The sequence below is a fragment of the Kocuria subflava genome (assembly GCF_012163155.1).
Taxonomy (GTDB): Bacteria; Actinomycetota; Actinomycetes; order Actinomycetales; family Micrococcaceae; genus Kocuria; species Kocuria subflava.
This window is the reverse complement of sequence record NZ_JAAVUN010000011.1, coordinates 13,731-36,318: the sequence shown is the minus strand read 5'-3', so window position 1 is coordinate 36,318 and position 22,588 is coordinate 13,731. Positions and strand designations below refer to the sequence as shown.

Here is a 22,588-nt window from a genome sequence, read left to right as displayed (position 1 = left end):
CACAGGCGGGTTACGCTGATCCGGTGACCGCCGAAAGTGACAGTCCCGAGTCTTATCCGCAGGACCACGTGTTCCGTACCCAAGTTGTGGGGGCCGCCGTCCTGGACGACCCTGAGAACCCCGCCCGTTTCCTGGCCGCTCAGCGCGCCTACCCGGAGACCCTGCGCGGCATGTGGGAGTTCCCGGGCGGGAAGGCCGACCCGGAAGACGCCACCTGCCAGGACGCCCTGATCCGCGAGTGCGCCGAGGAACTCGACGTTGACCTTCGACTTCACCAGGAGATCCCGGGGCCACACCCGCAAGGCTGGCCGTTGAAGGATTCCGCAGCCATGCGGGTTTGGACCGCCACCGTGGTGGACGGTGAGCTGATGCTTGGCCACCAGTACGACGGCGCCGACCACCTTGAGTTGCGCTGGATCCCCATGGAAGACGCCGGACAGGCCGCCCGGGACCTCGAATGGATCCCGGCGGACCGCCCGATCGTGGAAGCGCTGTTGGCGCTGTACCGCTGAGGCGCGTCCTCCGCACTACCGGCCGTGACATCACCGCTAATTGCTGAGATCACCGGCAACGGGGTGTCATCTCATCACTTGGTGGTGATCTCCCGGGGCGGGGTGGGGCGGGGTGTAACGACGACGCCGGCGCACCCTGGCTAAGGCAGGCACCGTTGCACTGTGGACACCGTGAGGCCCTGGGGGTTGTCCACATTCGGAGAATTCAGCTGACGGCTGGCGTTCAAGAGTGGGGACGCTCTCCATATGGCCACTACGTATCCCGTCCCGCAGGCACCCACCGTAAGTTCAACCGGTACACGCCACCTGACCCCGGACTCCATTTTGACCACTGCTCAAGTGCGCAGCCGATGGGGCCGAGCACCGCGTGCCAATGCTGACGGTGTGGATGAAGCCACGGGCCTGCTACGGGTCTCACGTGGCGCCTGGGTGAGCGTTGCACTGTGGGAATCGTTGCCACCGTGGGCAAGGTCCTTGGCCAGGCACTATGCAGTGGACAAGACCTCGCCCCAACCTCCCGTCTTCTGCCTGGCCTCCGCGGCGTTGCTGTGGCGACTTCCCGTCCTGAAGGTTCCGCCCAAGCCGCAAGTGACCTCCGGTAACGGGGGAGGAAGAAGGCGAACCGCGCGGCCCGTGGTTGGCAAGGTGTGGCTGTGGCTTCGTTCGCTTGGTGGCGGGGTTTTTGCAGCGCTCCGTGGCGGTCTTGTTGCCGCGATCACGCAGGACTGGCTGCAGGTAGGTGTCGCGGTCTGAACCGAGATGGGTGCGCCCGGTCGGGGCCGTTTGGATCGCTGCCGCTACGTCAGAGTCCGAAGGCTCCGCCGCTGACGAGGATCGCGATGCCGAGGCCGATGAGAACGATGGGGAAGAGGATGTGCTCCCAGCGTTCGAGCACTTCGGCGATCGGGGGGCGGGTGGCGACGAACTTTGCCAGGGCCACCAGGACCGCGACGAGCGCGAGGAAGACGATGCAGTAGGCGACTACTGCGAGAGGTTCCACGCTGAGGAAGACAGGGGTGTAGACGCCGATGTTGTCGCCGCCGTTGGCAAGGGTGACGCCTGCGACTGTCCACACGCCGACCTTCTTGTCGGCAACCTTGGCCTCGTCGTCATCGTCTCCGCGCCAGGCCTGCCATGCGGCCCAGAGGCCGAGGCCCAGAGGGATGAGACCGAAGTACGGGATGGCTGCCGAGGGCAGGAATGTTCCGGCACCGATGGTCACCAGGACCGCGGCACCGAGGATGCCGGCGAATCCGAGGTACTGGCCGGCCAGAATGCGGGCGGTAGTGCCGCGCTGGCCTGCCCCTCGCGCGAAGAAGAGGGAGAGCACGATGATGTCGTCGATGTTGGTCGCTGCGAACAGGCCCATCGCCTGCAAGACCGAGGTGAGGATCATGCGCCCTCCCCAGCTGCGTCGCATCCGGGAAGCGAGCAGGCGGGATCGATGCACGGGGCGTCTTCGTCCACTGCCAGGGTGGCATCGACCAGTGCCGTCAGCGCCTGCGCCAGGTGCGAATCGGCGATCTCATATCGTGTCCGACGACCCTCGGGCTCGGAGACGACGATCCCGCAATCGCGCAGGCATGCCAGGTGGTTGGACACGTTCGGGCGTGTCAGGTCCAGATCTCGGGCCAGTTCCGCCGGGTAAGCGGGATGGTCGAGCAGGGTCAAGATGATCCGGGATCGAGTGGGGTCGGCCAGTGCACGACCCAGGCGGTTCATCACGTCGAGACGCGAAGCAATAGTCAGCATGAACTGAACTATACAGCGCGCACTGAACACTCGGTCACAGGCGTCAGCCCAGATCGCATGCCCGTAAGGGGAACCCTCACCGGACACCACCGCTACTTATCGAGAGGAACGACTGTGACTGTCGACGGTGAATGGCGGTGTTCTGACAGAGGTATTTGGCGGCCGTGGTGCGGCTGTGGGCTCAGAGGTAGCTGCAGATTTGGGCGGGATCGCACTGGGTGGGGTCGCCTTGGGAGGCGGCCTGGTAGTGCTCGGCCGCGGAGGCCCGCAGGGCGGTGAGCTCAGCGATGTGCTGGTCGAGGTCGGTGAGTTGCTGGGCGAGCTGTGCGGCTACGTGGGCGCAGGGGGCCTGCCCGGCGTCGCGGATCTGCAGGATGTTCCGGATCTCGGCCAGGCTGAGTCCGGCGGCCTTGCTTCGGCGGATGAACTGCAGGCGGGCGAGGGCCTCGGGTGGGTAGTCGCGGTACCCGTTGGGGCCGCGGTGCACCGGGGGCAGCAGCCCGTGCTGTTCGTAGAACCGTAGGGCTTTGGTGGTCATGCCGGCGGCTGCGGCCGCTTCACCGATCCGCACGGTGCGCACCTCGATCCTGGACTGGTCTGTGGCCTTCCACGGTAGAGGAAGGCTCCGGGGGCAGGGCACTGCCTGCCCCTGGAGGGGCCGGTGGTCATCCGGGTTCGGTGCGGGCGCGGTCGGTCTCGACGGCCTGCCAGGTCTTGCGCGCGGCGATGAGCACCGGGTCCCACACCGGGGAGAACGGCGGGGCGTAGGAGAGGTCGATGTTGAGCAGCTCTTCCACCGGGGTCTCGTGCCACAGCGCCACGGAGAGCACGTCGATGCGCTTGGCCGCGCCTTCTTCCCCGACGATCTGGGCGCCGAGCAGCCGTCCGGTGCCGCGTTCGGCGATGAGTTTGGTGCGGATGGGTTTGGCCCCGGGGTAGTAGCCGGCCCGGCCGGTCCCGCTCCAGCACCGCCCGCAGGGCCAGGCCGTCGTCGAGGGTCTGCACCCCGTGGATACCGGCCGCATCGATCCCGGGCAGTGGCGGGCGGGCCGGGGTGGCCCCGGTGGCGACCATGAGCTGATCGAAACCCTCCCAGGCCTCCCGGCCGGCGGTCAGGTCGCGCACGAGCACGGCGCGGCGGTGCAGGTCGATCTCCAGGACCTCGTGACCGGTGCGGGCGTCGATGGCGTGGTGGTCGCGGAACTGTTGCGGGGTACGGGCGATCAGCTCCGTGGTGTCGGCGACGTCCTTGCCGATGAAGTACGGGATCCCGCAGGCCGAATACGAGGTGTAGTGGCCCCGCTCGAAGGCCACGATCTCCAACTGGTCCTGGGGCAGCTGGCGGCGGGCGGCGGAGGCCGCGCTCATCCCCGCGGCGTCCCCACCGATGACGATCAACCTCTGGGCCATGACTTCCCCTTCCGTTACAGTGCCTGCTGAGTCGTCAGCTCCCGGCTGTGCTCGATGCTCGAGGCCGACCGATCCTCACGCGGCGCAGCAGGAGAGTTTGGAGACGTCGGTGCGGAAGGACTGGGCGGCGATCTTGAGGCCTTCGGCCATCGTCAGGTACGGGCACCACAGGGTGGAGACCTGATCCACCGTCATGCCCGCGGACAAGATGTAGACCCCGGCCGCGGCAAGCTCCCCGGCGTCCTTGGCCACCGCGGTGATACCCACGATCCGCCCAGTCTCGGCCTCGGCGACGATCTTCACGAACCCGCGGGTGTCACGGTTGACCAGCGTCCTGGGCACGTACTCCAGGGGCAGCACCCGGCATTCACACCGGAGGCCGGCTTCCCGGGCCTGCTGGTCGGTCATGCCCACCGCCGCGATGGCCGGGGAGGTGAAAGTGACCCGCGGCAGGTGGGTGTAGTCGATCTGCTGGCCGGTGTGGTGGAAGGCGTTCTCCACCGCGGTGACCCCGTGGGCCGAGGCCACGTAGACGTACTGGGGGTGCCCGGTCACATCCCCGGCCGCCCACACCTTCGGATTCGAGGTCGCCATCCGGGCGTCGACGAGGATCTCCCCGCGCGCCCCGGTGTCCACCCCGACCGAGCCGAGGCCCAGGTTCTCGGTGACCGGACGGCGCCCGACCGCGACCATGAGCCGGCCCGCCCGCAGGGTGTCCTGCCCGCCCGGGCCCGTGACGGTGGCCACCACCTCCCCGGTGTCCCGGTCGGGCGTCACGGAGGAGACGGTGGCCCGGGGGATCACCCGGATGCCCTCCTCGGCGAACACGCCCCTCAGGGTCCGGGAGACCTCGGGTTCCTCATGGGAGGCCAGCCGGGACCGCACGACCATGGTGACCATCGAGCCCAGGCGGGCGAAGAGTTGAGCCTGCTCCAGGCCCACGTACCCGCCACCGATGATCAGCAGCGATTCCGGCACCTCGTCCAACTCCATGGCCGTGGTCGACGTCAGATACTCCACCTGATCCAGACCCTCGATCTCCGGGACGATCGGGGTGGAGCCGGTGGCCACCAGATAGTGGGCCGCCCGCACCCGGCGGCAGGAACCGTCGGCTCCGGTGACCTCCAGCGCCGGATCCTCGGCGGTGCCGGTGAACACCGCTTCGCCGGTGGCCAGTTCCCAGCCGTAGTCGGCGATCAGATCCAGGTACTTGTCCGAGCGCATTCCCTCCACCAGCGCGTCCTTGCCGACGATTAGCCCGGGCATGTCCACCCCGGCGGCCGACGTGCTCAGACCGGGGAACCGTCCTGTGGCGTCCAGCGCCACGTGGCGGGCCTCGGCGGCGGCCAGCAGCACCTTCGACGGCACGCACCCGGTGTTCACGCAGGTGCCCCCGACCGTGGCACGCTCGATCATCACCACTGATTTGCCGAGATTGGTGGCCCGGATCGCGGCGGCGAACGCACCACCGCCGGAACCGATGATCGCCAGGTCCACTTCGTGCGTTCCCGTCTCAGGCATGACCGGCCTCCGTAAGTCCGTGATGAAGGCCCCGACGGGCCGTCTGTGTGCGGTGCTGTGCTGTGCCCAGCCTGCACCTTCCCCTGAAGAGGAAGGTCAAGACGTCACCGCGGCAATGTCATGTGCACGACCGTATGTGCCCCAGACCCGGGGGCCCTTTCGAGGAGTCGCTGCCAGAGGCGATTGCCTGGCCGGTGGATCTCAGGAGCTGGTGGCCGGCCCGTGTGCTCAGTGACCGATCAGGAGTGACTCGCGGGCGGCTTCGACCACTTCGGGGGTGACGGTGGCCAACTGGTTGATCGTGAGGATGCGTTGGATCTGGGTGAGGAGGCGGTCGACGAGACGGAAGTTGCCGCCGGTGATCCGGGCGATGGTGGCGATCGCGACCGCCTGGGTGAACTCGTCGTCCTCGCCGGCGAGTCCGTCGGTGTGCCAGCGGCGGTTCAGGACGGCGGTGAGCTCTTCGGGGGTGAGGGGGCGGTATTCGTGGGCGAAGCCCACACGGCTGTAGAGCTGGGGGTAACGGGCCAGGCGTTTGTCGATGCCGGGCATTCCGATGAGGATCACCCCGAGGGTGTGGCGGTCGTAGTAGTCGCGGACCTGTTCCAGGCCGGTGGTCTTGAGCCGGTCGGCCTCGTCGATGATGAGCAGCTCGGTGAGCCCGGAGGAACGCGAGTCGGGGTGCACGAACGGGTCGACGCGGCCGTGGTGGTGGTAGTCGATGGCGTAGGAGATCTGTTGGCAGGCCCGCGGGAGGGCTTGGTCGACCTGTCGGGGGCTGGCGGTGACGGTCGGGGTCCACAGCGCGGTGCGGGCCTGCAGGACCTGCTCAGGGATGGGGCCGGGCTCGCGGTCCTCGCCCAGGTCTCTTTGCCACTGCTCCCATTGCGGGGCCCCGGCGTAGTGGCGGGCCGAGAGGGTCTTGCCGACCCCGGGTGGGCCCCAGCACAGGCCGATGTAGCGGTGGGCGCGGACGGTGTCGGCGAACTCGGTGAAACGGCGGTGCTCCCGGGTGGGAAGGAGCAGGGGTGATGCGGGGTCCGGGGGTGGGCCCAAGGCTGCGATTTCCCCGAACGTGCCGGAGAGGAAGCGCCGGCCGTCGTCGTCCTTGCCCAGCAGGCTCCGGGAGGAGTCGGGCTCAGTCGGTGGCATAGGTCCGCAACCGGTGTCGGGGCGCCGGCTCCGCCGGCGGGTCTGCCGTCGGGCCCGGCGCCGGGGCGGGTGGTGGTGCCCAGCGGTCGTCGGCGGGCAGGGCGTCGGCGAGGCTGCGCCGGGCGCGCAGCTGCTGCTTGAGCGCGGCGCGTCGGGCGCCCCGGGCCTGCTGCAGCTGTTGGAGGGTGATGGTCTCAGCGGCCAGTTCGGGGGCGATCGCCCGGCACAGGTAGGTGTCCTGGTGGTAGACGCGCACCTCGCCGGCGTCGCGGGGGTCGTAGCGGATGGTCACGGTCTCACTGACGTAGGCGGCCAGCACCGGGCAGATGTAGCGGGTGCCTTGAAAGCGGATGCCGTCGCGCTGGACGATGCGGGTGGTCGCAGCGGTGAGCAGCAGCAGGTCGAGATCCTCGCCCCGGGCCGGGGTGCGCGGGATCCACCCGGCCCCGATCCAGCGGGCGGCGGGGGCCTGTCCGGTCTCGGAGTGCACCCGGGCGTGGTAGTCCTCGATCAGGTAGCGCTGGACCACTGCCTCGAGCTGCTCCAGGCTCAGGGCAGGTGGTGAGGTGGGGGTGCCGCCGGTGCCGTGCGGGATGTGCCCGGGCAGGTGCGGGAGCACCTCGGTGGTGATCGTGCCGTAGAAGCGTTCGATCTTGCCCCTCCCCTGCGGGACCCCGACGCGGGAGTGGATGAGCCGGATGTGGGTGTCCAGGCAGACCCGGTCCAGCCGGGTGCTGGTGAAGTCGGCCCCGTGGTCGCTGTAGAGCACCTCGGGCAACCCCTGGACCGGCCACCGCGGGTCGGGCTTGGCTCGCACGGCCTGGTGCAGGGCCAGGGCGGTCTGCTCGGCATTCGGGGCGCCGGTGAAGACGGTGTAGCCGGCGACCGCGCGGGAGTAGTCGTCGAGGATCACGCTCAGCCACGGCCGCACCGGGCGCCCCCGGTTGTCGAGGATCGCCACGTCGAGCAGGGTGTGGTCGGCCTGCCACTGCTCATTGGGCCTCACCGCCGACCGGCGGTGCACCAGCTCGTATCGGTCCCGGTAGGCGGTGTCTCCCTCCAGGGCCAGGGTGCGCAGCCCGGGGTCGATCGCGGCGATCACGCTGCGCACGCTCGAGTAGCTCGGGGGTGCCCAGCCGCGCTCCGGGGCCAGATCGCACACCCGGCGGTGGATGAACCTGGTCGTCGGCGCCGGGCGGCGCAGCGCCAGGGCCTCGATCACCGCGATCAGCTCCGCAGGCAGCCGGCGTTGGCCGCGGTCGCTGCGGGCCTTGCGCTGCAAGCCGGCCGCGGAGGAGTCCGCCCGGTATTCGGCGGCCCAGCGCTGCAGGGTGCGGACCGAGACCTGGGCGTGGGCGGCGAGCCGGGTCAGCGGCACCCCCTCGTCGAGGTGCTGGCGCAACAATGCCGCTCTCTCCTGCGGACCCAGCTGCACCACCACCATCACCCCACCTGGGTCAGTCCGCCGGACCGGGCTCGGGCTCGGCGGCGGTGACCGGTCCGGCCGTCACCGGCTCCGGGGACCGCGGCGGGAGGTGACGGTAGAGACTGGTGCGCGTGATCCCGGTCTTGGCCACGATCTCCGCCATCGTGTGCCCGCTCTCGCGCAGATGCGCCGCGTAGGCCAGCTTGTCCGGATCCACCACCGTAGGCCGCCCGATCCGCCGGCCCTTCGCCGCGGCCACCGACCGGGCATGAGCAGCCCGCTCGAGGGTGTAGGTGCGCTCCATCTGCCCGAACAACGCCAGCAGCACCACCGCCAACTGCGCCATCGGATCACTCGGATTGGTGGAGTCCACCTTGATCGGGTCCGCCAGGTTGCGCACCCCCACCCCCCGCTCGGCGAGGTCATGGATCAGGTTCAAGGTGTCGCGCACCGTGCGCCCGAGCCGGTCCAGGGTGTGCACCACGATCACATCACCCTCCCGGGCGTAGGCCAGCGCCGCGGTCAGCCCGGGACGCTCCGTGGTGGCCCCGGACTTCTTGTCCACATAGATCCGCTCGGCGGCGATCCCGACCTGCCGGAGGGCATCGATCTGCCGGTCGAGGTCCTGTTTGGCCGTCGAGACCCGCGCGTAGCCCAATTCCATGCGCCCAGCGTACCGGAAGTCGGTTCCGTACGACCTAAATGGTTCAGCACTTTTGGTCCAAGTTCTGGTACAGGAATCGCCGATCGTGCACATCGGGCAAGGATCCCCACGCGGGCCGTCCCACTACCAAGGAAGTGGGACAGTCGCCCGAGAGCGATCAACACGTCGATCACCTCGAGCTCGGCCGGCCCGACGACTCCGATCGGGACGCAAGACCTCGATGCCGCCATTTAGCTCCGTCAGAACACCGCCACTTATCGATGCGGTTCACAAGGAACGACGGCACGCCTGGCGGGCTGTCCCGTAAGACCCGTCCGGTGAACTGTCCGGTGAAGGGAGGCTATATGACACACTGGGGAGCATGTCCCCCTTGAAGGTCGGCTATGCCCGAGTCTCCACCGACGAGCAGGACCTGACCGCGCAGCGTGACGGACTCGCGGCGTTCGGCGTCGATCCCAAGCGCATCTACGTCGATCACGGGCTCACGGGCCGCAACGCCGACCGTGAGGGCCTGCAGCAGGCGCTGGCAGCGTGTCGGGACGGCGATACATTCGTGGTCACCAAGCTCGATCGGCTGGCGCGTTCGGTCCGTGATGCCCACCAGATCGCCGACGACCTCGCGGCGCGGGAAGTGAAGCTGAGCATCGCCGGATCGGTGTACGACCCGACCGACCCGATGGGGAAACTGTTGTTCAACGTGCTGGCGATGGTCGCCGAATTCGAAGCCGACCTCATCCGTGCCCGCACCCGCGAGGGGATGAAGGTTGCCAAGGCCAAGGGCCGGCTGCGCGGGAAGTCACCGAAACTCACCCCCCGGCAAGAAGCTCACCTCGTCCAGCTACATGCCGCCGACGAGCACACCGTGGGCGAGCTGGCCGAGCTGTTCAGCGTGGGCCGCTCCACGGTCTACCGCGCCCTTCAGCGCGCCGAGCGCGGGCGCGAGAACGCCTTGCAGTAGGTGCGTCGTGGACGCTCGAGCGCGGTGGCGAATCCTCAGGCTCCACGTCGAGGACCAGGTGCCCCTCGCGCGCTTAGCTCGCGAGACCGATGTTGGGCTGCGGACCCTGGAGCGCTCGCACGCCCGCTACCGCGCCGACGGCTACGCCGGACTGGAGACAGCCTCGCGAGCGGACACCGGCTCCCGCCGCCTTCCGCCCGACCTCGTCCACCTGATCGAGGGCCTGGCACTGAGCAAGCCGCGGCCGGCCATCGCCACGATCCACCGCAAAGTCACCGGCATCTGCGCCGCCCGGAGATGGCCGGTCCCCTCCTACTCGGTGGTGTGGGACATCGTGCGGACCCTGGATCCCGGCATGGTCACCCTCGCCCTGGAGGGCGCAGCGTCCTACCGCGACAAGCACGAGCTGGTGCTACGCCGGCAAGCAGAGCTGCCCAACGCGATGTGGCAATCCGATCACACCATGCTCGACATCCTGGTGGTGGGCACCGACGGCAAGCCTGCACGGCCATGGCTGACAACGATCCTCGACGACTGCTCCCGGGCGGTCTGCGGCTACACAGTCTTCCTGGGCGCACCGTCGGCGATGAACACCGCCCTGGCGCTGCGCCAAGCGATCTGGCACAAGGCCGACCCGGCCTGGCCGATGTGCGGCCTACCGGACGTGCTCTACGTCGATCACGGCAGCGACTTCATCAGCCACCAGCTCGCCGGCACCGCCGTCGACCTCCACATCCGGCTGATCCATTCCACCGTCGCCCGACCCCAGGGACGGGGCAAGATCGAGCGGTTCTTCGGCACCGTCAACACCGAGCTGCTGGCCGACCTGCCCGGACACATCACCGAAGGGCACCCCTGGCCGACACCGAAACTGTCCCTGGCCGCCCTCTATAGCGCCCTGGAGGCGTTCGTGGCCACCTACAACGACCGCACGCACAGCGAGATCGGCACCTCCCCGCGCAGCGCGTGGATCGCCGAGGGCTGGCTGCCCCGCATGCCCGAGAGCCTGGAAGCTCTCGACGGACTGTTGCTGACCGTGGCCAAGACCCGCGTCGTGCGCCGCGATGGCATCCGCTTCCAGGGCCTGCGCTACGTCTCCCCGACCCTGGCCGGCTACGTCGGACAGTCGGTCGTGATCCGTTACGACCCCCGCGACATCACCGAGATCCGCGTCTTCGACCACGACGAGTTCCTCTGCAAGGCCGTCAACCAGGAGCACCACGACCAGGCCGTGCGCCGCGGGCACACCATCGGTTTGTGCTTCGGATCAGCCGGCGTAGGAAAGACACTCTCCGCGCGCCGCTACGCACACTACGAGAAGGCTCATGACCTGCTGACCTACTGGGGGCCGTGCTCCGACAACGACGCCAAGATCTACGCCGCCTTGAACCGGAGCCGCACCGTGCTCTACACCCCCAGCGTGCTGACCACCCCGCGGACCCTGAAGGACGAGCTGACCCAAGCCATCACCCGCACCAACATGTGCATCGAGCAGCACCTCGTACCTCCCGGCACGGCCACTCCCGAGGCCTGGGGATGGCGAGACGGCAGGAACTACGTGGAGCTGATCATCGTCGACGAGGCCGAACGACTGCGTCCCGCCGCTCTGGAACTGCTGCGCGATCGCTACGACCGCGACGACATCGCCCTGATCCTGATCGGCATGCCCGGCCTGGAGAAGCAGTTCAGCCACTACCCCCAGTTCTACAGCCGAGTCGGCTTCGCCCACCAGTACCGGCCCCTGGGACAAGACGAACTGCTGTTCGTCCTCGAGCGACACTGGCGATCCCTCGGCAAGACCCTCGACCCCGACGACTTCACCGACGCCCAAGCCATCGCAGCCATCGCACGGATCACCCGCGGCAACTTCCGGCTCCTCGAACGCCTCTTCCCCCAGATCCAGCGGGTCCTGAAGATCAACGAACTCGACACCATCACCAACGACGTCATCGAAGCCGCACAGAGCACCCTGGTCATCGGTGTCACCTGACCCCGCCACGAAGCGACCGAAGAACCCCGCCATTCAGCAGACGAAGTCACAAGGTGTGGCCCATTGAGCATTCCGACGTGACTCAGTTTGACGGTTTTCGGCTCACCACGCTGGCCCGAACCGCAGCCGACTGTGCGCGCGAATTGCCTCTGCGTGAGGGGCTGGTGGTGGTCGACGGGTACCTCCGCCTCATGTAGGGCCACGGTAGCCGGGAGATTCTGGTGGAGCAGCTCGGTCGATCCACCACCAAGCGCGGAGTTGCACGTGCGCGCCAGGTCATTGAGCTTGCGGATCCACGCAGCGAGTCCGTGGCCGAAACCTTGACCCGCTTGGTGCTGGTGGAAAACCACCTGACCGGCTTTGTACCCCCGTTTCAGGTCACAGTGGGTGGGGAGCGCTTCCGGGTGGACTTCGCCTGGGAGAGAGAAAAGCTGATCCTGGAGTTCGACGGAGAGGTCAAGTATTCCGGCCAGTTCGGAGATCCGTCAGGGGTCATCCGGGCCGAACCTCGTCGTGAAAAGGCGCTGACCAACGCGGGGTGGCGGGTTATCCGCGTGGACTGGGCCATGGTCACCCGCCATCCCTACGCGCTGGTGGCGATGGTGCGCCGGGAACTGGCCGTCCGCCGCTGAGATCACCGCCAACTGTTGAGACCACCAGCAACGGGGTGTCATCTCAACAACAGGAGGTGATCTCACGGCAGAGACAACCGGGGTCGGTTACCTACCCCGTCGGCGGGCTCGCTAGACTGGGCGCCGCCCCCACCACCATGGCGTATGCGCCCCTGGCGGGAGAACGTCACCGAAAGCAGAGGTCAGGAAGCCGCATGTCCGAACGCACACCTGAGACAACGCCGGGGGAGGAGCAGATCGCACCGCAGGTCGACCCCGTGGCGGACGGAGCAACGGATGTGGCTGTTGAGCCCACGGATGAGGCTGCTGTGAATGCTGCCGTGGAGACGGCGCTGGGTGAGATCCAGGCAGCAGCGGATCTGGACCAGCTCAAAACCGTGCGTTTGGCGCACACCGGTGAGAAGTCTCCGCTGGCACTGGGCAACCGCAAGATCGGCAAGTTGCCCAAGGACCAGAAGGCCGTGGCTGGCAAGCTCATGGGCCAGGCCCGGGGTCGCGTGAACAAGGCCATTGCCGTACGCCAGGAGGTTCTTGAGGTTGAGCATGCCGAACGCATCCTGGTGGAGGAGGCCGTGGACGTCACGGCAGCCGGGCGCAGGCGCCGGATCGGTGGGCGGCATCCCATCAGCACGCTCATGGAGCGGGCCTCTGACATCTTTGTGGGTATGGGCTGGGAGGTGGCCGAGGGTCCGGAGATCGAGTCCGAGTGGTACAACTTTGACTCCCTGAACTTCAAGCCGGATCACCCGGCCCGCCAGCTGGTGGACACCTTCTTTGTGGATCCCCTGGACTCTCACCTGGTGCTGCGCACCCACACTTCCCCGGTGCAGATGCGTTCCCTGCTGACTCGTGACCTACCCCTGTACGTTGTGGCACCGGGCCGTGTGTTCCGCACCGATGAGCTGGATGCAACGCACACCCCCGTGTTCCACCAGATCGAGGGTCTGGCCGTGGACAAGGGTCTGTCCATGGCGGACCTCAAGGGCACGTTGGAGCACTTTGCCCGGCAGATCCTGGGCACGGAGGCACAGATCCGCCTGCGGCCGAACTTCTTCCCCTTCACAGAACCGTCAGCGGAGATGGACGTGTGGCACCCGAACGCCAAGGGCGGTCCCCGCTGGATCGAGTGGGGCGGCTGCGGCATGGTCCACCCCAACGTTCTGCGGTCTGCCGGTGTGGACCCGGAGGTTTATTCAGGGTTCGCGTTCGGCATGGGAATTGACCGAACGTTGATGTTCCGCAATAACGTGCCTGACATGCACGACATGGTTGAAGGCGATGTTCGCTTCACCCAGCACTTCGGGATGGAGGTCTGAAATGCGAGTTCCTTTGTCATGGCTGCGTGAGTACGCGCCCGTCCCGGAGGACGCCACCGCTGAGCAGGTTTTGGACACCATGGTCACCGTGGGCTTCGAGGAAGAGGAAGTCCACCGCCCCACGGATGAGATCCAGGGCCCCGTGGTCGTGGGCCAGGTGCTCTCCCGTGAGCCGGAGGAGCACTCCAACGGCAAGACCGTGAACTGGTGCCAGGTCCGCGTGGTTCCTGAGGGCCAGGAGCAGACTTTGACCGGGAAGGGGATCGACCCGACCGGTGTTCAGGGCATTGTGTGTGGTGCGCACAATTTTGAGGTCGGGGACAAGGTGGTGGTCACCCTGCCCGGTGCCGTGTTGCCCGGTGATTTCCGCATCACACCGCGCAAGACCTACGGCCACACCTCCGCAGGCATGATCGCCTCTGTGCGCGAACTGGGGATCGGTGAGGATCACGACGGCATCTTGGTGCTCTCCCGCATCGGACTGGACCCGGAGATCGGCGCGGACGCGCTGGAGCTGCTGGGCCTCTACGACGAAGCTGCTGAGATCAACGTGACCCCGGACCGCGGTTACGGCTTTTCCATCCGCGGTGTGGCCCGCGAATACAGTCACGCCGTGAACCAGCCCTTCCACGACTTTGTGCTGGATGCCGCAGACCGCGCGCCGCAGGCCAACGACGACGCCGGATTCCCGGTCGAGCTGGCCGATCAGAACCCCATCAACGGGGTGCCCGGATGCGATCGTTTTGTGACCCGCGTGGTCACGGGCATCAACCCGGAGGCACCCACGCCGCCGTGGATGGCTTCCCGCCTGCGTCTGGCCGGCATTCGGTCCTTGAGCTTGCCCGTGGACATCTCCAACTACGTGATGTTGGAGTTCGGCCAGCCTCTGCACTTCTATGACCTGGCCACACTTCAGGACAAGATCACCGTGCGTCGCGCCCAGGCCGGGGAGACCCTGACCACGCTGGATGACAAGCAGCGCACGCTGGATCCCGAGGACCTGCTGATCACGGATGCCTCCGGCCCTATTGGGATCGCCGGAGTCATGGGCGGGGCCTCCACCGAGGTCAGCGCGCAGACCGCTGACGTACTGGTGGAAGCCGCTCATTTTGACCCCATCACCATCGCTCGTTCCGCACGGCGGCACCGACTGCCGTCTGAGGCCTCCAAGCGCTTTGAGCGCGGGGTGGATCCCACCATTCAGGCCGCCGCAGCCCAGCGCGCGGTGGAACTGCTGGTGGAATTGGCCGGTGGCTCAGCTCAGGACGCCGCCGGAGACGTGGTGGCGGGTCAACGGCCTGAGCCGCAGGCGGTGCGCTTGGAGGCGGACTACCCGGCTCAGCGCGTGGGTGTGGAGTATTCGCCAGAACGCATCGAGGAACTCCTGATCCAGATCGGCTGTTCCCTGGAGTCCACCACCGCAGGTGAAGGGCAGACCGCATGGATGGTCACCCCGCCGTCGTGGCGTTCAGACCTGGTGGCCCAGGAGGACCTGGCAGAGGAAGTTGCGCGGCTGGACGGCTACCACAAGATTCCGTCCCGCCTGCCCGTGGCACCTCCCGGGCGGGGACTGACGCGGCAGCAGATCGGGCGTCGTCGTGTGATGAACACGCTGGCTGCAGCCGGTCTGACCGAGGTGTTGGACTACCCGTTCGTGTCCCAGGCAGAGAACAACCTCTGGGGTGCAGCTCAGGCGGGCACCCACGTTCCCAGCATCAAATTGTTCAACCCGATTTCCGAGGTCAAGGGCTGGATGCGGGTCTCCTTGCTGCCCGGTCTTTTGGAAACGCTGCGGCGTAACCACTCGCGTGGCTTCCGGGACCTGGCACTGTTCCAGGCCGGTCTGGTGTTCCTCCCGGCAAGCCAGGTGGGATCCCGTCACGTACCGGCCGGTGGCCTCAAGCTCGACGACGACGTCCTGGCCGATGTCAACGCCGGCATCCCCGAGCAACCATGGCGCGTGGGTGTGGTTCTGGCTGGTCAGGAAGCTCCCACGGCACCAGGCGTGGGTGCCCGAGCCCTGGGGTGGCAGGACGCCGTTGACTACGCCTTCATGGTGGCTGACACCTTGGGCGTGGAGATGCAGATCGCCAATGGCTCGCACCAGGGCTTCCACCCGGGCCGTACGGCCACGTTCACCACGGCCGACGGCGCGCTGGTGGGCTGGGCCGGTGAACTGCACCCGCAGATCGTGGCTGCCGGCAACCTGCCCGAGCGCACGTGTGCCGTGGAGCTGGACCTGGATGCGCTGCTGGCAGCCCGGCCCGATGGCGTCCAGGCGCAGGATCTTTCCGTGCACACCGCTGCCACTCAAGACGTGGCGCTGCTGGTGGATGCGGATCTTCCGGCGGGTGTTCTGGTCACCACATTGCGCGAAGGCGCCGGAGATCTCCTGGAAGACGTCCGCGTTTTTGACGTCTACCAGGGTGATCGACTTCCGGAAGGACAGAAGTCCGTGGCTCTGGCCATGCGCTTCCGTGCCCCGGACCGCACCTTGACCGCTGATGAGGCTTCGGCCTCACGTGAAGCGGCGGTGGCTTTGGCCGCTGAGCGTCACGGCGCCGTTTTGCGCGGCTGACTCACCGCATCCGGTGCGGGCGATACCGTGGGAGACAGCATGACGGCCCGCGGGGTGCTCACACTTCCCTCACCAGACCGTGGATTGGTGGTGCGGCAGACTCGGCTCTGCCGCACCACACAACCTGACCCGGCAGGAGCAGACGATGGACAAGCACAACCTCTTTGACGACGGCAACGAGCAGTCCGACCTTCTGGGCGGTGACGCGGTCCCGGAACGGGAGCCGGATGCAGTTGAGGGCTCTGCCGAGGACGCCCACCAGACAGGCGGAGACGACCCGCTGCAGGGATTCAACCGACTGGACGCAGAATCCTCCAGTGACTCTTCCGTGACGTGGTCTTCCGTGGGTGTGGCCATCCTGGGGCTGTTGCTGGCGGTGCTGCTGGTGGCTTTTTCCCACAACGCTTTCCAGCGCGCATACCAGTTGCGCGGATGGGCCAATGACACCTGGGTGGTCAGCGGGCACTACTCCAACATGACCAATGCCCTGGAAGGCAGCGGGTTCAACCCCGTCTACCAGATCGCGCTGCCGGATGATCCGGAGGTGGCCAACCAGCGGTTCGACTCCGGCATGGCAGACCCGATTTTTGCTCGCCCCGGTCAGGCCGCGGAGGTCCGCGGTACGGACATCGGTGAGGTGACCGGTGACTTTGATCAGAGCGCGGACATTGTGCTGGGTGTGGAGGACGACACCTTGCAGGTGCTCTCCACGGAGGAACACGGAAGCCTGGATGGTGCGGTCACTGACCGCAGTGTGAGCCAGCAGCAGGTCAAGGGCTGGTTGCTGGCCGCAGCGGCGTTGGTGACCTTGGCGGCAGGCATTGCTGGTGCCCTGTGGTTGCGCCGCCGGGACCGTGACTGAGGCCCCGGCGCGCTCTCACAAGAACACCAAGGACATCACGGGGTGAGCAGCAGCTTGCCCTGCGTAGCCCGTGACTCCAGATCCGTGTGTGCTGATGCGGCATCCTCCAGCGTGTAATTTCCACCCACGCGGACTGTGAGCCCGGATTCAATGGCCTGGAACATCTCCTGGGCGCGCCACTGCAGTTCCTCCGGGGTGCGCAGGTAGGCGTTGAGGGACGGCCTGGTCACGTAGAGCGATCCCATGGCGTTGAGGCGCTGGAGGTCGAACGGCGGAACCTGGCCTGAGGCGCCACCAAAGAGCACCACGGTCCCGCGGGTCTTGGTGGCCGCCAAGGATTCGTCAAAAGTGGATTTGCCCACGGAGTCGTACACCACGTCCGCCCCCTGGCCGTCGGTCAGATCCAGCACTGCGTCTGCGAATCCGTCGTACGGAAGAACATGGTCTGCTCCCAGGGACCGCGCGGTCTCCGCCTTGTCCTGGCTGGAGGTCAGTCCGATCACCGTGGCGCCCAACTGTTTCATGTACTGAATGGCCAGACCGCCCACACCACCCGCAGCAGCGGTGATGACCGCAGTGGTTTCTGGGCCCACGGCGTAGGTGGAACGGGTGAGGTAATGCGCGGTGAAACCTTGAAGGGGTAGGGCACCGGCGTCGTCATCGCTGATGGAATCTGGCACCACAACGGCTTGATCGGCGTTGACCAGGAAGTATTCGGCGTAGGTGCCCACACCTTGGGAGGTCATCACACGCTGACCGGGGGAGAGATGGGTGACACCGTCGCCAACGGCCTCCACCACTCCGGAGCCTTCTGAGCCCAGAAGGAAGGGGAGTTCGACGTCGTAAACCCCCTCGCGCTGGTAGGTCTCGATGAAGTTGACCCCGGTGCGTGCCGTGCGCACCAGGACCTGACCGGGTCCTGGGGTGGGGGTGTCCACGTCATCCACGGTCAGGACTTCCGGGCCACCGTGTTTGTGGATTCGGACGGCTCGCATGGGACTGTCTCCTCACTCTGGGTAGCGCTGGTCACGCCCGAGATGCCCGAGCGGAGAGCTCTGCAGCGGTCATATGGCGTGTGTCACGAGCCTATCGCCGCAGCGCCACGGACGCAGTTGTATAAATATCGACACGACTGCATAAATTTGCGTAAAGTGGTGCGCATGACGTTTTCCGTAGCTGTTTCCGGCGCCACGGGCTACGCAGGCGGAGAGGTCCTGCGGCTGTTGGCCCATCACCCACAGGTCCAGATCGGGGCTGTGGCAGCCCACTCCAATGCAGGCCAGCGGTTGGGGGATCTGCAACCGCACCTGCATGCGTTCGCCGATCGAGTGTTGGTGGATTCCACCGTGGAGTCGTTGGCCGGTCACGACGTCGTGTTCCTGGCACTTCCGCATGGACGCTCCGGGGAGATCGCGGCGCAACTGCCAGAAGGCACCATCGTGATCGACGCTGCAGCGGATCACCGCCTGGAATCAGCCGAGGCCTGGGAGCAGTTCTACGGTTCCGCCCATGCGGGGACGTGGCCGTACGGTCTGCCGGAGATGATTGTGGACCCGCACGGCACCCGGCAGCGCTCGCGGTTGGAGGGCCAGTCGCGGATCGCGGTGCCTGGTTGTTACCCCACCGGATCGCAGCTGGCACTGGCACCGGCCGTTGCAGCCGGTGCGGTGGAGACCACGGACATTGTGATTGTGGCCGCCTCCGGTACATCAGGGGCAGGCAAGGCTCTCAAACCGCACCTGCTGGGGGCTGAAGTCATGGGGAACATGTCCGCCTACGGCGTGGGGGGCGTCCACCGTCACACCCCGGAGATCGAACAGGGACTGGGCTGGGTGGCCGGTGGCCGTGAGGTCACCGTCTCCTTCACCCCCACGTTGGCGCCCATGCCCCGCGGCATTTTGACGACGGCGACCGCCAAACTGACCGGCACCATGGCAGCCACCGCCGTACGCGATTTCTACGTGGACACCTACGCCCAGGAGCCGTTCGTCCACGTGCTGCCTGAGGGGCAGATGCCCACTACCCAGGCGGTGCTGGGATCCAACCACGTGCAATTGCAGGTGGTTGCTGATGAACGGGCCGGCCGCCTGATTGTGGTGGCCGCTCTGGACAATCTGACCAAGGGCACCGCCGGTGGTGCCATCCAGTCCATGAACATCGCCTTGGGTCTGCCGGAGCAGACAGGTCTGACACAACAGGGAGTGGCCCCGTGAACGATTCCATGCACCCGTCCCAGAACCCCGGTGGAGGCATGTCCGTGGTGACCGACCGCGGTGTGACCGCTGCATCGGGATTCCGGGCTTCCGGGATCACGGCGGGATTCAAGCCTTCCGGCAACCCGGACTTTGCTTTGGTGGTCAACGACGGCCCTCAGACCGCCGTGGGGGCGGTGTTCACCACCAACCGTGTGGCCGCAGCCCCCGTGCACTGGTCCCGGCAGGTGGTTGCCGATGGCACTACCCGTGCCGTGGTCCTCAACTCCGGTGGCGCCAACGCGTGCACCGGCCCGCAAGGTTTCCAGACCTCGCACACCACCGCAGAGCTGGTGGGTGCGGCTCTGGAAATCGGTGCCGGGGACGTGGTGGTCTGCTCCACCGGGTTGATCGGTGAACAGCTGCCGCTGGAGACCGTCCGCGGCGGCATTGACCCCGTGGTTGCAGCCCTTGCTGAGGACGACGCTGCCGGTCTGTCTGCTGCCACTGCCATCATGACCACGGACACGGTGCCCAAGCAGGCCGCCTACGTGAGCCCGGAGGGGTGGAGTGTGGGCGGCATGGCCAAGGGCGCGGGCATGTTGGCACCGGGGCTGGCCACGATGTTGGTGGTCATCACCACGGATGCCCAGATCCCCTCCTCGGTGCTGCAGCGCTGCCTGGAAGAGGCGTGTTCGCGCACCTTTGATCGCGCGGACTCGGATGGCTGCATGTCCACCAATGACACCGTGGTCCTCATGGGCTCAGGCGCCTCCGGGGTGGCAGCTGATGAACCCGAGTTCCTGCAAGCCCTGACTGCCGTGTGCCACAGCCTGGCCACACAACTGATCCACGACGCCGAAGGCGCCAGTCACGACGTCGTGATCACCACCTACAACGCTGTCAGTGAGGACGACGCCGCTGAGGTGTCCCGCTCCGTGGCCCGCTCCAATCTGTTCAAAACCGCCATTTTCGGCAACGACCCCAACTGGGGGCGTGTGCTCTCCGCCGTGGGCACCACCCAGGCGGTGTTCGACCCTGATGAGCTGGATGTGACCATCAACGGAGTGACCGTGTGCCGTGACGGCATGATCGGGGATTCGCGCGACGGCGTGGATCTGGCATCCACTCGCCAGGTAGAGGTGCTGATTGACCTCAAGGTGGGGTCCCATGAAGCCACCATCTGGACCAATGACCTCACCCATGACTACGTGGAAGAAAACAGCGCGTACTCCACCTGAGGCGCGTTCTTCACACGAGCTGTGTTCAACCACCCGTAGGAACTACTCGGAGACCCACATGACATCGCCTTATTCCCGGTTCGAGACCGCCAAGGTCAAAGCCGGCGTACTCATGGAAGCCCTGCCGTGGATCACACGATTCAGCGGCAGCGTCATGGTGTTCAAGTACGGCGGCAACGCCATGGTCTCGGATGAATTGCGTCGCGCATTCGCCGCGGACATGGTCTTCCTGCGCTCAGTGGGCATCCAACCCGTCGTCGTACACGGGGGCGGCCCCCAGATCAACGCGATGTTGGAGCGATTGGGGATCGAATCGGAGTTCCGTGGTGGCCTCCGGGTGACCTCCCGTGAAGCCATTGATGCCATCCGCATGGTGCTCACCGGTCAGGTCCAACGGGAACTGGTGTATCTGATCAACTCCACCGGGCCGTATGCGGTGGGGCTCTCCGGGGAGGATGCCTCCTTGTTCAACGCCGTGCGCCGCGGGACCGTGGTGGACGGCCAGGAAGTGGACCTGGGGCACGTGGGGGAAGTGGTGTCCGTGAATCCGGAGCCGCTGCGCCAGCTGATTGCCAATGGCAACATCCCGGTGATCTCCTCGATCGCACCGGAGGTTGATGCCCACGGCAACGTGACCGGGGAAGTGCTCAACATCAACGCAGACACTGCCGCGGCTGCCGTGGCAGTTGCCTTGCAGGCGGAGAAGTTCGTGGCCCTCACGGACGTGGAGGGGCTCTACGCCAACTGGCCGGACCGGGACTCCCTGATTGATTCCCTCACCGCTTCCGAGCTGCGTGAACTCCTGCCGTCCCTGCAGTCCGGGATGATCCCCAAGATGGAGGCTGCCTTGGCGGCAGTGGACGGCGGGGTGGGGCGGGCCACCATTGTGGATGGCCGTGAAGCCCATTCCGTACTCCTGGAGATCTTCACGGACCGTGGTATCGGTACAGAGGTCCGTCCCGACGGTGCCTTGCCCGCCCAACCACCTGCCGTTCTGGCTCCCAAGCTGGAAACACCTGTGGCGGACACCGCCGCCCTGCAGATCATCGACCCGGACTTTCGAGGAAAGACATCATGACCGCGGAACCCTCCAACGGCTCGCCCATCTCCACCCAGGACCACCTGTTGCAGCAGTACCGTGACCACCTGCTGGGTGTTTTTGGTGCGCCCCAGGCAGTTCTGGTCCGCGGTGAGGGCGCGCGAGTGTGGGATGCCGATGGTCACGAACTACTGGACCTGTTGGGCGGCATTGCGGTCAACGTGTTGGGCCATGCCCATCCTCAGTGGGCGGAGGCGGTTGCAGACCAAGCCCGGACGCTGGGGCACATCTCCAACTTCTTCACCTCACCCCAGCAGATCGAACTGGCAGATGCGCTGTTGGAGATCTCCGGTGCACCGGCTGGTTCACACGTGTTCTTTGCCAACTCCGGAGCTGAGGCCAATGAGGCTGCCTTCAAGCTGGCTCGGCGCAACGGACACCAGAAAGCGGGGGAGGACGGAGCCCGCACCAAGATCGTGGCGGTGGATGGTTCATTCCACGGGCGCACCATGGGGGCCTTGGCCCTGACCGCCAAGAAGGCGTACCGGCAACCCTTTGAGCCGTTGCCGGGCGGTGTGGTGCACATTGCGCCCACGCTGGAAGCCTTGGAAGAGGTCATGGACAACACCGTGTCCGCGCTGGTGGTGGAACCCATCCGCGGTGAACAGGGTGTGCACGCACTACCTGAGGGCTGGCTCCAACGTGCGCGTGAGTTGACCCGTCAGCACGGCGCCCTGCTGATCCTAGACGAAGTCCAAACGGGCATTGGGCGCACCGGCCAGTGGCTGGCCTTCCCTGATCAGCTCAACCCCGGCGAGCTCCCGGATGCCATCACCTTGGCCAAGGGCCTGGGTGGTGGATTCCCCATCGGCGCCATGATCACCCTGGGGCAGGAGGTCTCTGACCTGCTCACTGCCGGCCAGCACGGAACCACGTTCGGCGGCAACCCTCTGGCCACTGCGGCTGGTCTGGCCACGTTGCGGATCATCCAAGAACAGGATCTGATGGCGAATGTTCGCTCTGTTTCCAAGGTGATTGCCGATGGTTTGGGTCAGCTGGATGACGTCGCGGAAGTTCGAAGCCACGGCTTCCTGATCGGCTTCGATCTGGTGGACACCCGTGACGAGCACTCAAAAACCACGGCCCCGTTGGGTGCGGCCGTGGTGGCGGCTGCCCGCGCCCAGGGATTCATTGTCAACAGCACTGGTGGAGCCACCCTTCGACTGGCTCCACCGCTGATCCTCACGGAAGAGCAAGCAGAGTCCTTCCTGACCCAGCTGCCAAAGATCGTGGCCCGAGCTCGTACAGCCGTGAACCAGGCCTGACAGTCACCAACCGGGCCT

The 22,588-nt window shown here is 66.6% G+C and carries 20 protein-coding genes and 2 pseudogenes; 12 read left to right on the top strand and 10 right to left on the bottom strand.

The features are described from left to right. Positions 1 to 23: 23 nt before the first annotated feature. Complete coding sequence (locus GTW58_RS07030) at positions 24 to 512, top strand: (deoxy)nucleoside triphosphate pyrophosphohydrolase (protein ID WP_231559555.1); 489 nt, start codon at positions 24 to 26, stop codon at positions 510 to 512. A gap of 802 nt (positions 513 to 1,314) precedes the next feature. Here the strand turns inward: GTW58_RS07030 and GTW58_RS07025 are convergent. The 9 genes and pseudogenes from GTW58_RS07025 to GTW58_RS06990 all read right to left on the bottom strand — a co-directional run bounded on the left by GTW58_RS07025 (position 1,315) and on the right by GTW58_RS06990 (position 8,437). After that, positions 1,315 to 1,908, bottom strand: coding sequence for a cadmium resistance transporter (locus tag GTW58_RS07025; RefSeq protein ID WP_119933267.1), 594 nt, complete (start codon positions 1,906 to 1,908; stop codon positions 1,315 to 1,317). Continuing rightward, positions 1,905 to 2,264, bottom strand: a complete 360-nt coding sequence (gene cmtR, locus GTW58_RS07020; protein ID WP_006590980.1) for a Cd(II)/Pb(II)-sensing metalloregulatory transcriptional regulator CmtR — start codon at positions 2,262 to 2,264, stop codon at positions 1,905 to 1,907. Before cmtR ends, GTW58_RS07025 begins: the two co-directional genes overlap by 4 nt. 181 nt (positions 2,265 to 2,445) lie before the next feature. Next, on the bottom strand, positions 2,446 to 2,835 hold the full coding sequence (locus GTW58_RS07015; RefSeq protein ID WP_029603659.1) for a heavy metal-responsive transcriptional regulator: 390 nt from the start codon (positions 2,833 to 2,835) through the stop codon (positions 2,446 to 2,448). 94 nt (positions 2,836 to 2,929) lie between these two features. Further along, positions 2,930 to 3,289 carry a hypothetical protein gene (locus GTW58_RS14595; RefSeq protein ID WP_232818074.1) on the bottom strand — a complete coding sequence of 120 codons (360 nt, stop codon included), beginning with the start codon at positions 3,287 to 3,289 and terminating at the stop codon, positions 2,930 to 2,932. Then, a pseudogene (locus GTW58_RS14860) lies at positions 3,285 to 3,632 on the bottom strand (FAD-dependent oxidoreductase); the annotation flags it as partial. The pseudogene GTW58_RS14860 and the gene GTW58_RS14595, both read right to left, overlap by 5 nt. 117 nt (positions 3,633 to 3,749) lie before the next feature. Beyond that, positions 3,750 to 5,195 carry a mercury(II) reductase gene (gene merA, locus GTW58_RS07005; protein ID WP_119933266.1) on the bottom strand — a complete coding sequence of 482 codons (1,446 nt, stop codon included), beginning with the start codon at positions 5,193 to 5,195 and terminating at the stop codon, positions 3,750 to 3,752. Between the two features lie 228 nt (positions 5,196 to 5,423). Beyond that, positions 5,424 to 6,347, bottom strand: a complete 924-nt coding sequence (locus tag GTW58_RS07000) for an AAA family ATPase (protein WP_081994409.1) — start codon at positions 6,345 to 6,347, stop codon at positions 5,424 to 5,426. After that, a complete protein-coding gene (locus GTW58_RS06995) occupies positions 6,334 to 7,791 on the bottom strand; it encodes a Mu transposase C-terminal domain-containing protein (RefSeq protein WP_168023482.1) in 1,458 nt (485 codons plus the stop codon). Before GTW58_RS06995 ends, GTW58_RS07000 begins: the two co-directional genes overlap by 14 nt. Positions 7,792 to 7,804: 13 nt before the next feature. After that, entirely contained in the window at positions 7,805 to 8,437 is a 633-nt protein-coding gene (locus GTW58_RS06990; RefSeq protein WP_016998066.1) for a recombinase family protein, read from the bottom strand. A 361-nt stretch (positions 8,438 to 8,798) separates the two neighbouring features. Here GTW58_RS06990 and GTW58_RS06985 point away from each other — a divergent pair, with 361 nt between their 5' ends. From GTW58_RS06985 to GTW58_RS06960, 7 genes and pseudogenes are all read left to right on the top strand, one after another. Next, positions 8,799 to 9,395, top strand: a complete 597-nt coding sequence (locus GTW58_RS06985; RefSeq protein ID WP_064441666.1) for a recombinase family protein — start codon at positions 8,799 to 8,801, stop codon at positions 9,393 to 9,395. Further along, positions 9,280 to 10,581, top strand: a pseudogene (locus GTW58_RS14320) (transposase); the annotation flags it as partial. The gene GTW58_RS06985 and the pseudogene GTW58_RS14320, both read left to right, overlap by 116 nt. A gap of 45 nt (positions 10,582 to 10,626) precedes the next feature. Further along, a complete protein-coding gene (locus tag GTW58_RS14315) occupies positions 10,627 to 11,385 on the top strand; it encodes an AAA family ATPase (RefSeq protein ID WP_189587266.1) in 759 nt (252 codons plus the stop codon). A gap of 221 nt (positions 11,386 to 11,606) precedes the next feature. Next, positions 11,607 to 12,017, top strand: a complete 411-nt coding sequence (locus GTW58_RS06975) for an endonuclease domain-containing protein (RefSeq protein WP_157980548.1) — start codon at positions 11,607 to 11,609, stop codon at positions 12,015 to 12,017. A 194-nt stretch (positions 12,018 to 12,211) separates the two neighbouring features. Next, positions 12,212 to 13,333, top strand: a complete 1,122-nt coding sequence (gene pheS / locus GTW58_RS06970; protein WP_119933530.1) for a phenylalanine--tRNA ligase subunit alpha — start codon at positions 12,212 to 12,214, stop codon at positions 13,331 to 13,333. Between the two features lies 1 nt (position 13,334). Next, positions 13,335 to 15,911, top strand: a complete 2,577-nt coding sequence (gene pheT, locus GTW58_RS06965) for a phenylalanine--tRNA ligase subunit beta (RefSeq protein WP_119933529.1) — start codon at positions 13,335 to 13,337, stop codon at positions 15,909 to 15,911. A gap of 145 nt (positions 15,912 to 16,056) precedes the next feature. Next, a complete protein-coding gene (locus GTW58_RS06960; protein ID WP_119933528.1) occupies positions 16,057 to 16,773 on the top strand; it encodes a hypothetical protein in 717 nt (238 codons plus the stop codon). 35 nt (positions 16,774 to 16,808) lie between these two features. Here the strand turns inward: GTW58_RS06960 and GTW58_RS06955 are convergent, their stop codons facing one another. After that, positions 16,809 to 17,768, bottom strand: coding sequence for a quinone oxidoreductase family protein (locus GTW58_RS06955; RefSeq protein WP_119933527.1), 960 nt, complete (start codon positions 17,766 to 17,768; stop codon positions 16,809 to 16,811). Positions 17,769 to 17,933: 165 nt separating this feature from the next. On the opposite strand from GTW58_RS06955, the gene argC reads away from it, so the two are divergent. Genes argC through GTW58_RS06935 form a run of 4 tightly spaced genes read left to right on the top strand, consistent with a single transcriptional unit; the run spans position 17,934 to position 22,570 of the window. Continuing rightward, entirely contained in the window at positions 17,934 to 18,986 is a 1,053-nt protein-coding gene (argC, locus tag GTW58_RS06950) for an N-acetyl-gamma-glutamyl-phosphate reductase (protein WP_119933526.1), read from the top strand. Between the two features lie 38 nt (positions 18,987 to 19,024). Further along, positions 19,025 to 20,206: a bifunctional glutamate N-acetyltransferase/amino-acid acetyltransferase ArgJ gene (argJ, locus tag GTW58_RS06945; protein WP_198673449.1), complete on the top strand. Its 1,182-nt coding sequence runs from the start codon at positions 19,025 to 19,027 to the stop codon at positions 20,204 to 20,206. A 58-nt stretch (positions 20,207 to 20,264) separates the two neighbouring features. Continuing rightward, positions 20,265 to 21,284: an acetylglutamate kinase gene (argB, locus tag GTW58_RS06940; protein ID WP_119933525.1), complete on the top strand. Its 1,020-nt coding sequence runs from the start codon at positions 20,265 to 20,267 to the stop codon at positions 21,282 to 21,284. Continuing rightward, on the top strand, positions 21,281 to 22,570 hold the full coding sequence (locus GTW58_RS06935) for an acetylornithine transaminase (protein ID WP_119933524.1): 1,290 nt from the start codon (positions 21,281 to 21,283) through the stop codon (positions 22,568 to 22,570). The genes argB and GTW58_RS06935 overlap by 4 nt, the downstream gene beginning before the upstream one ends. Positions 22,571 to 22,588 lie beyond the last annotated feature (18 nt).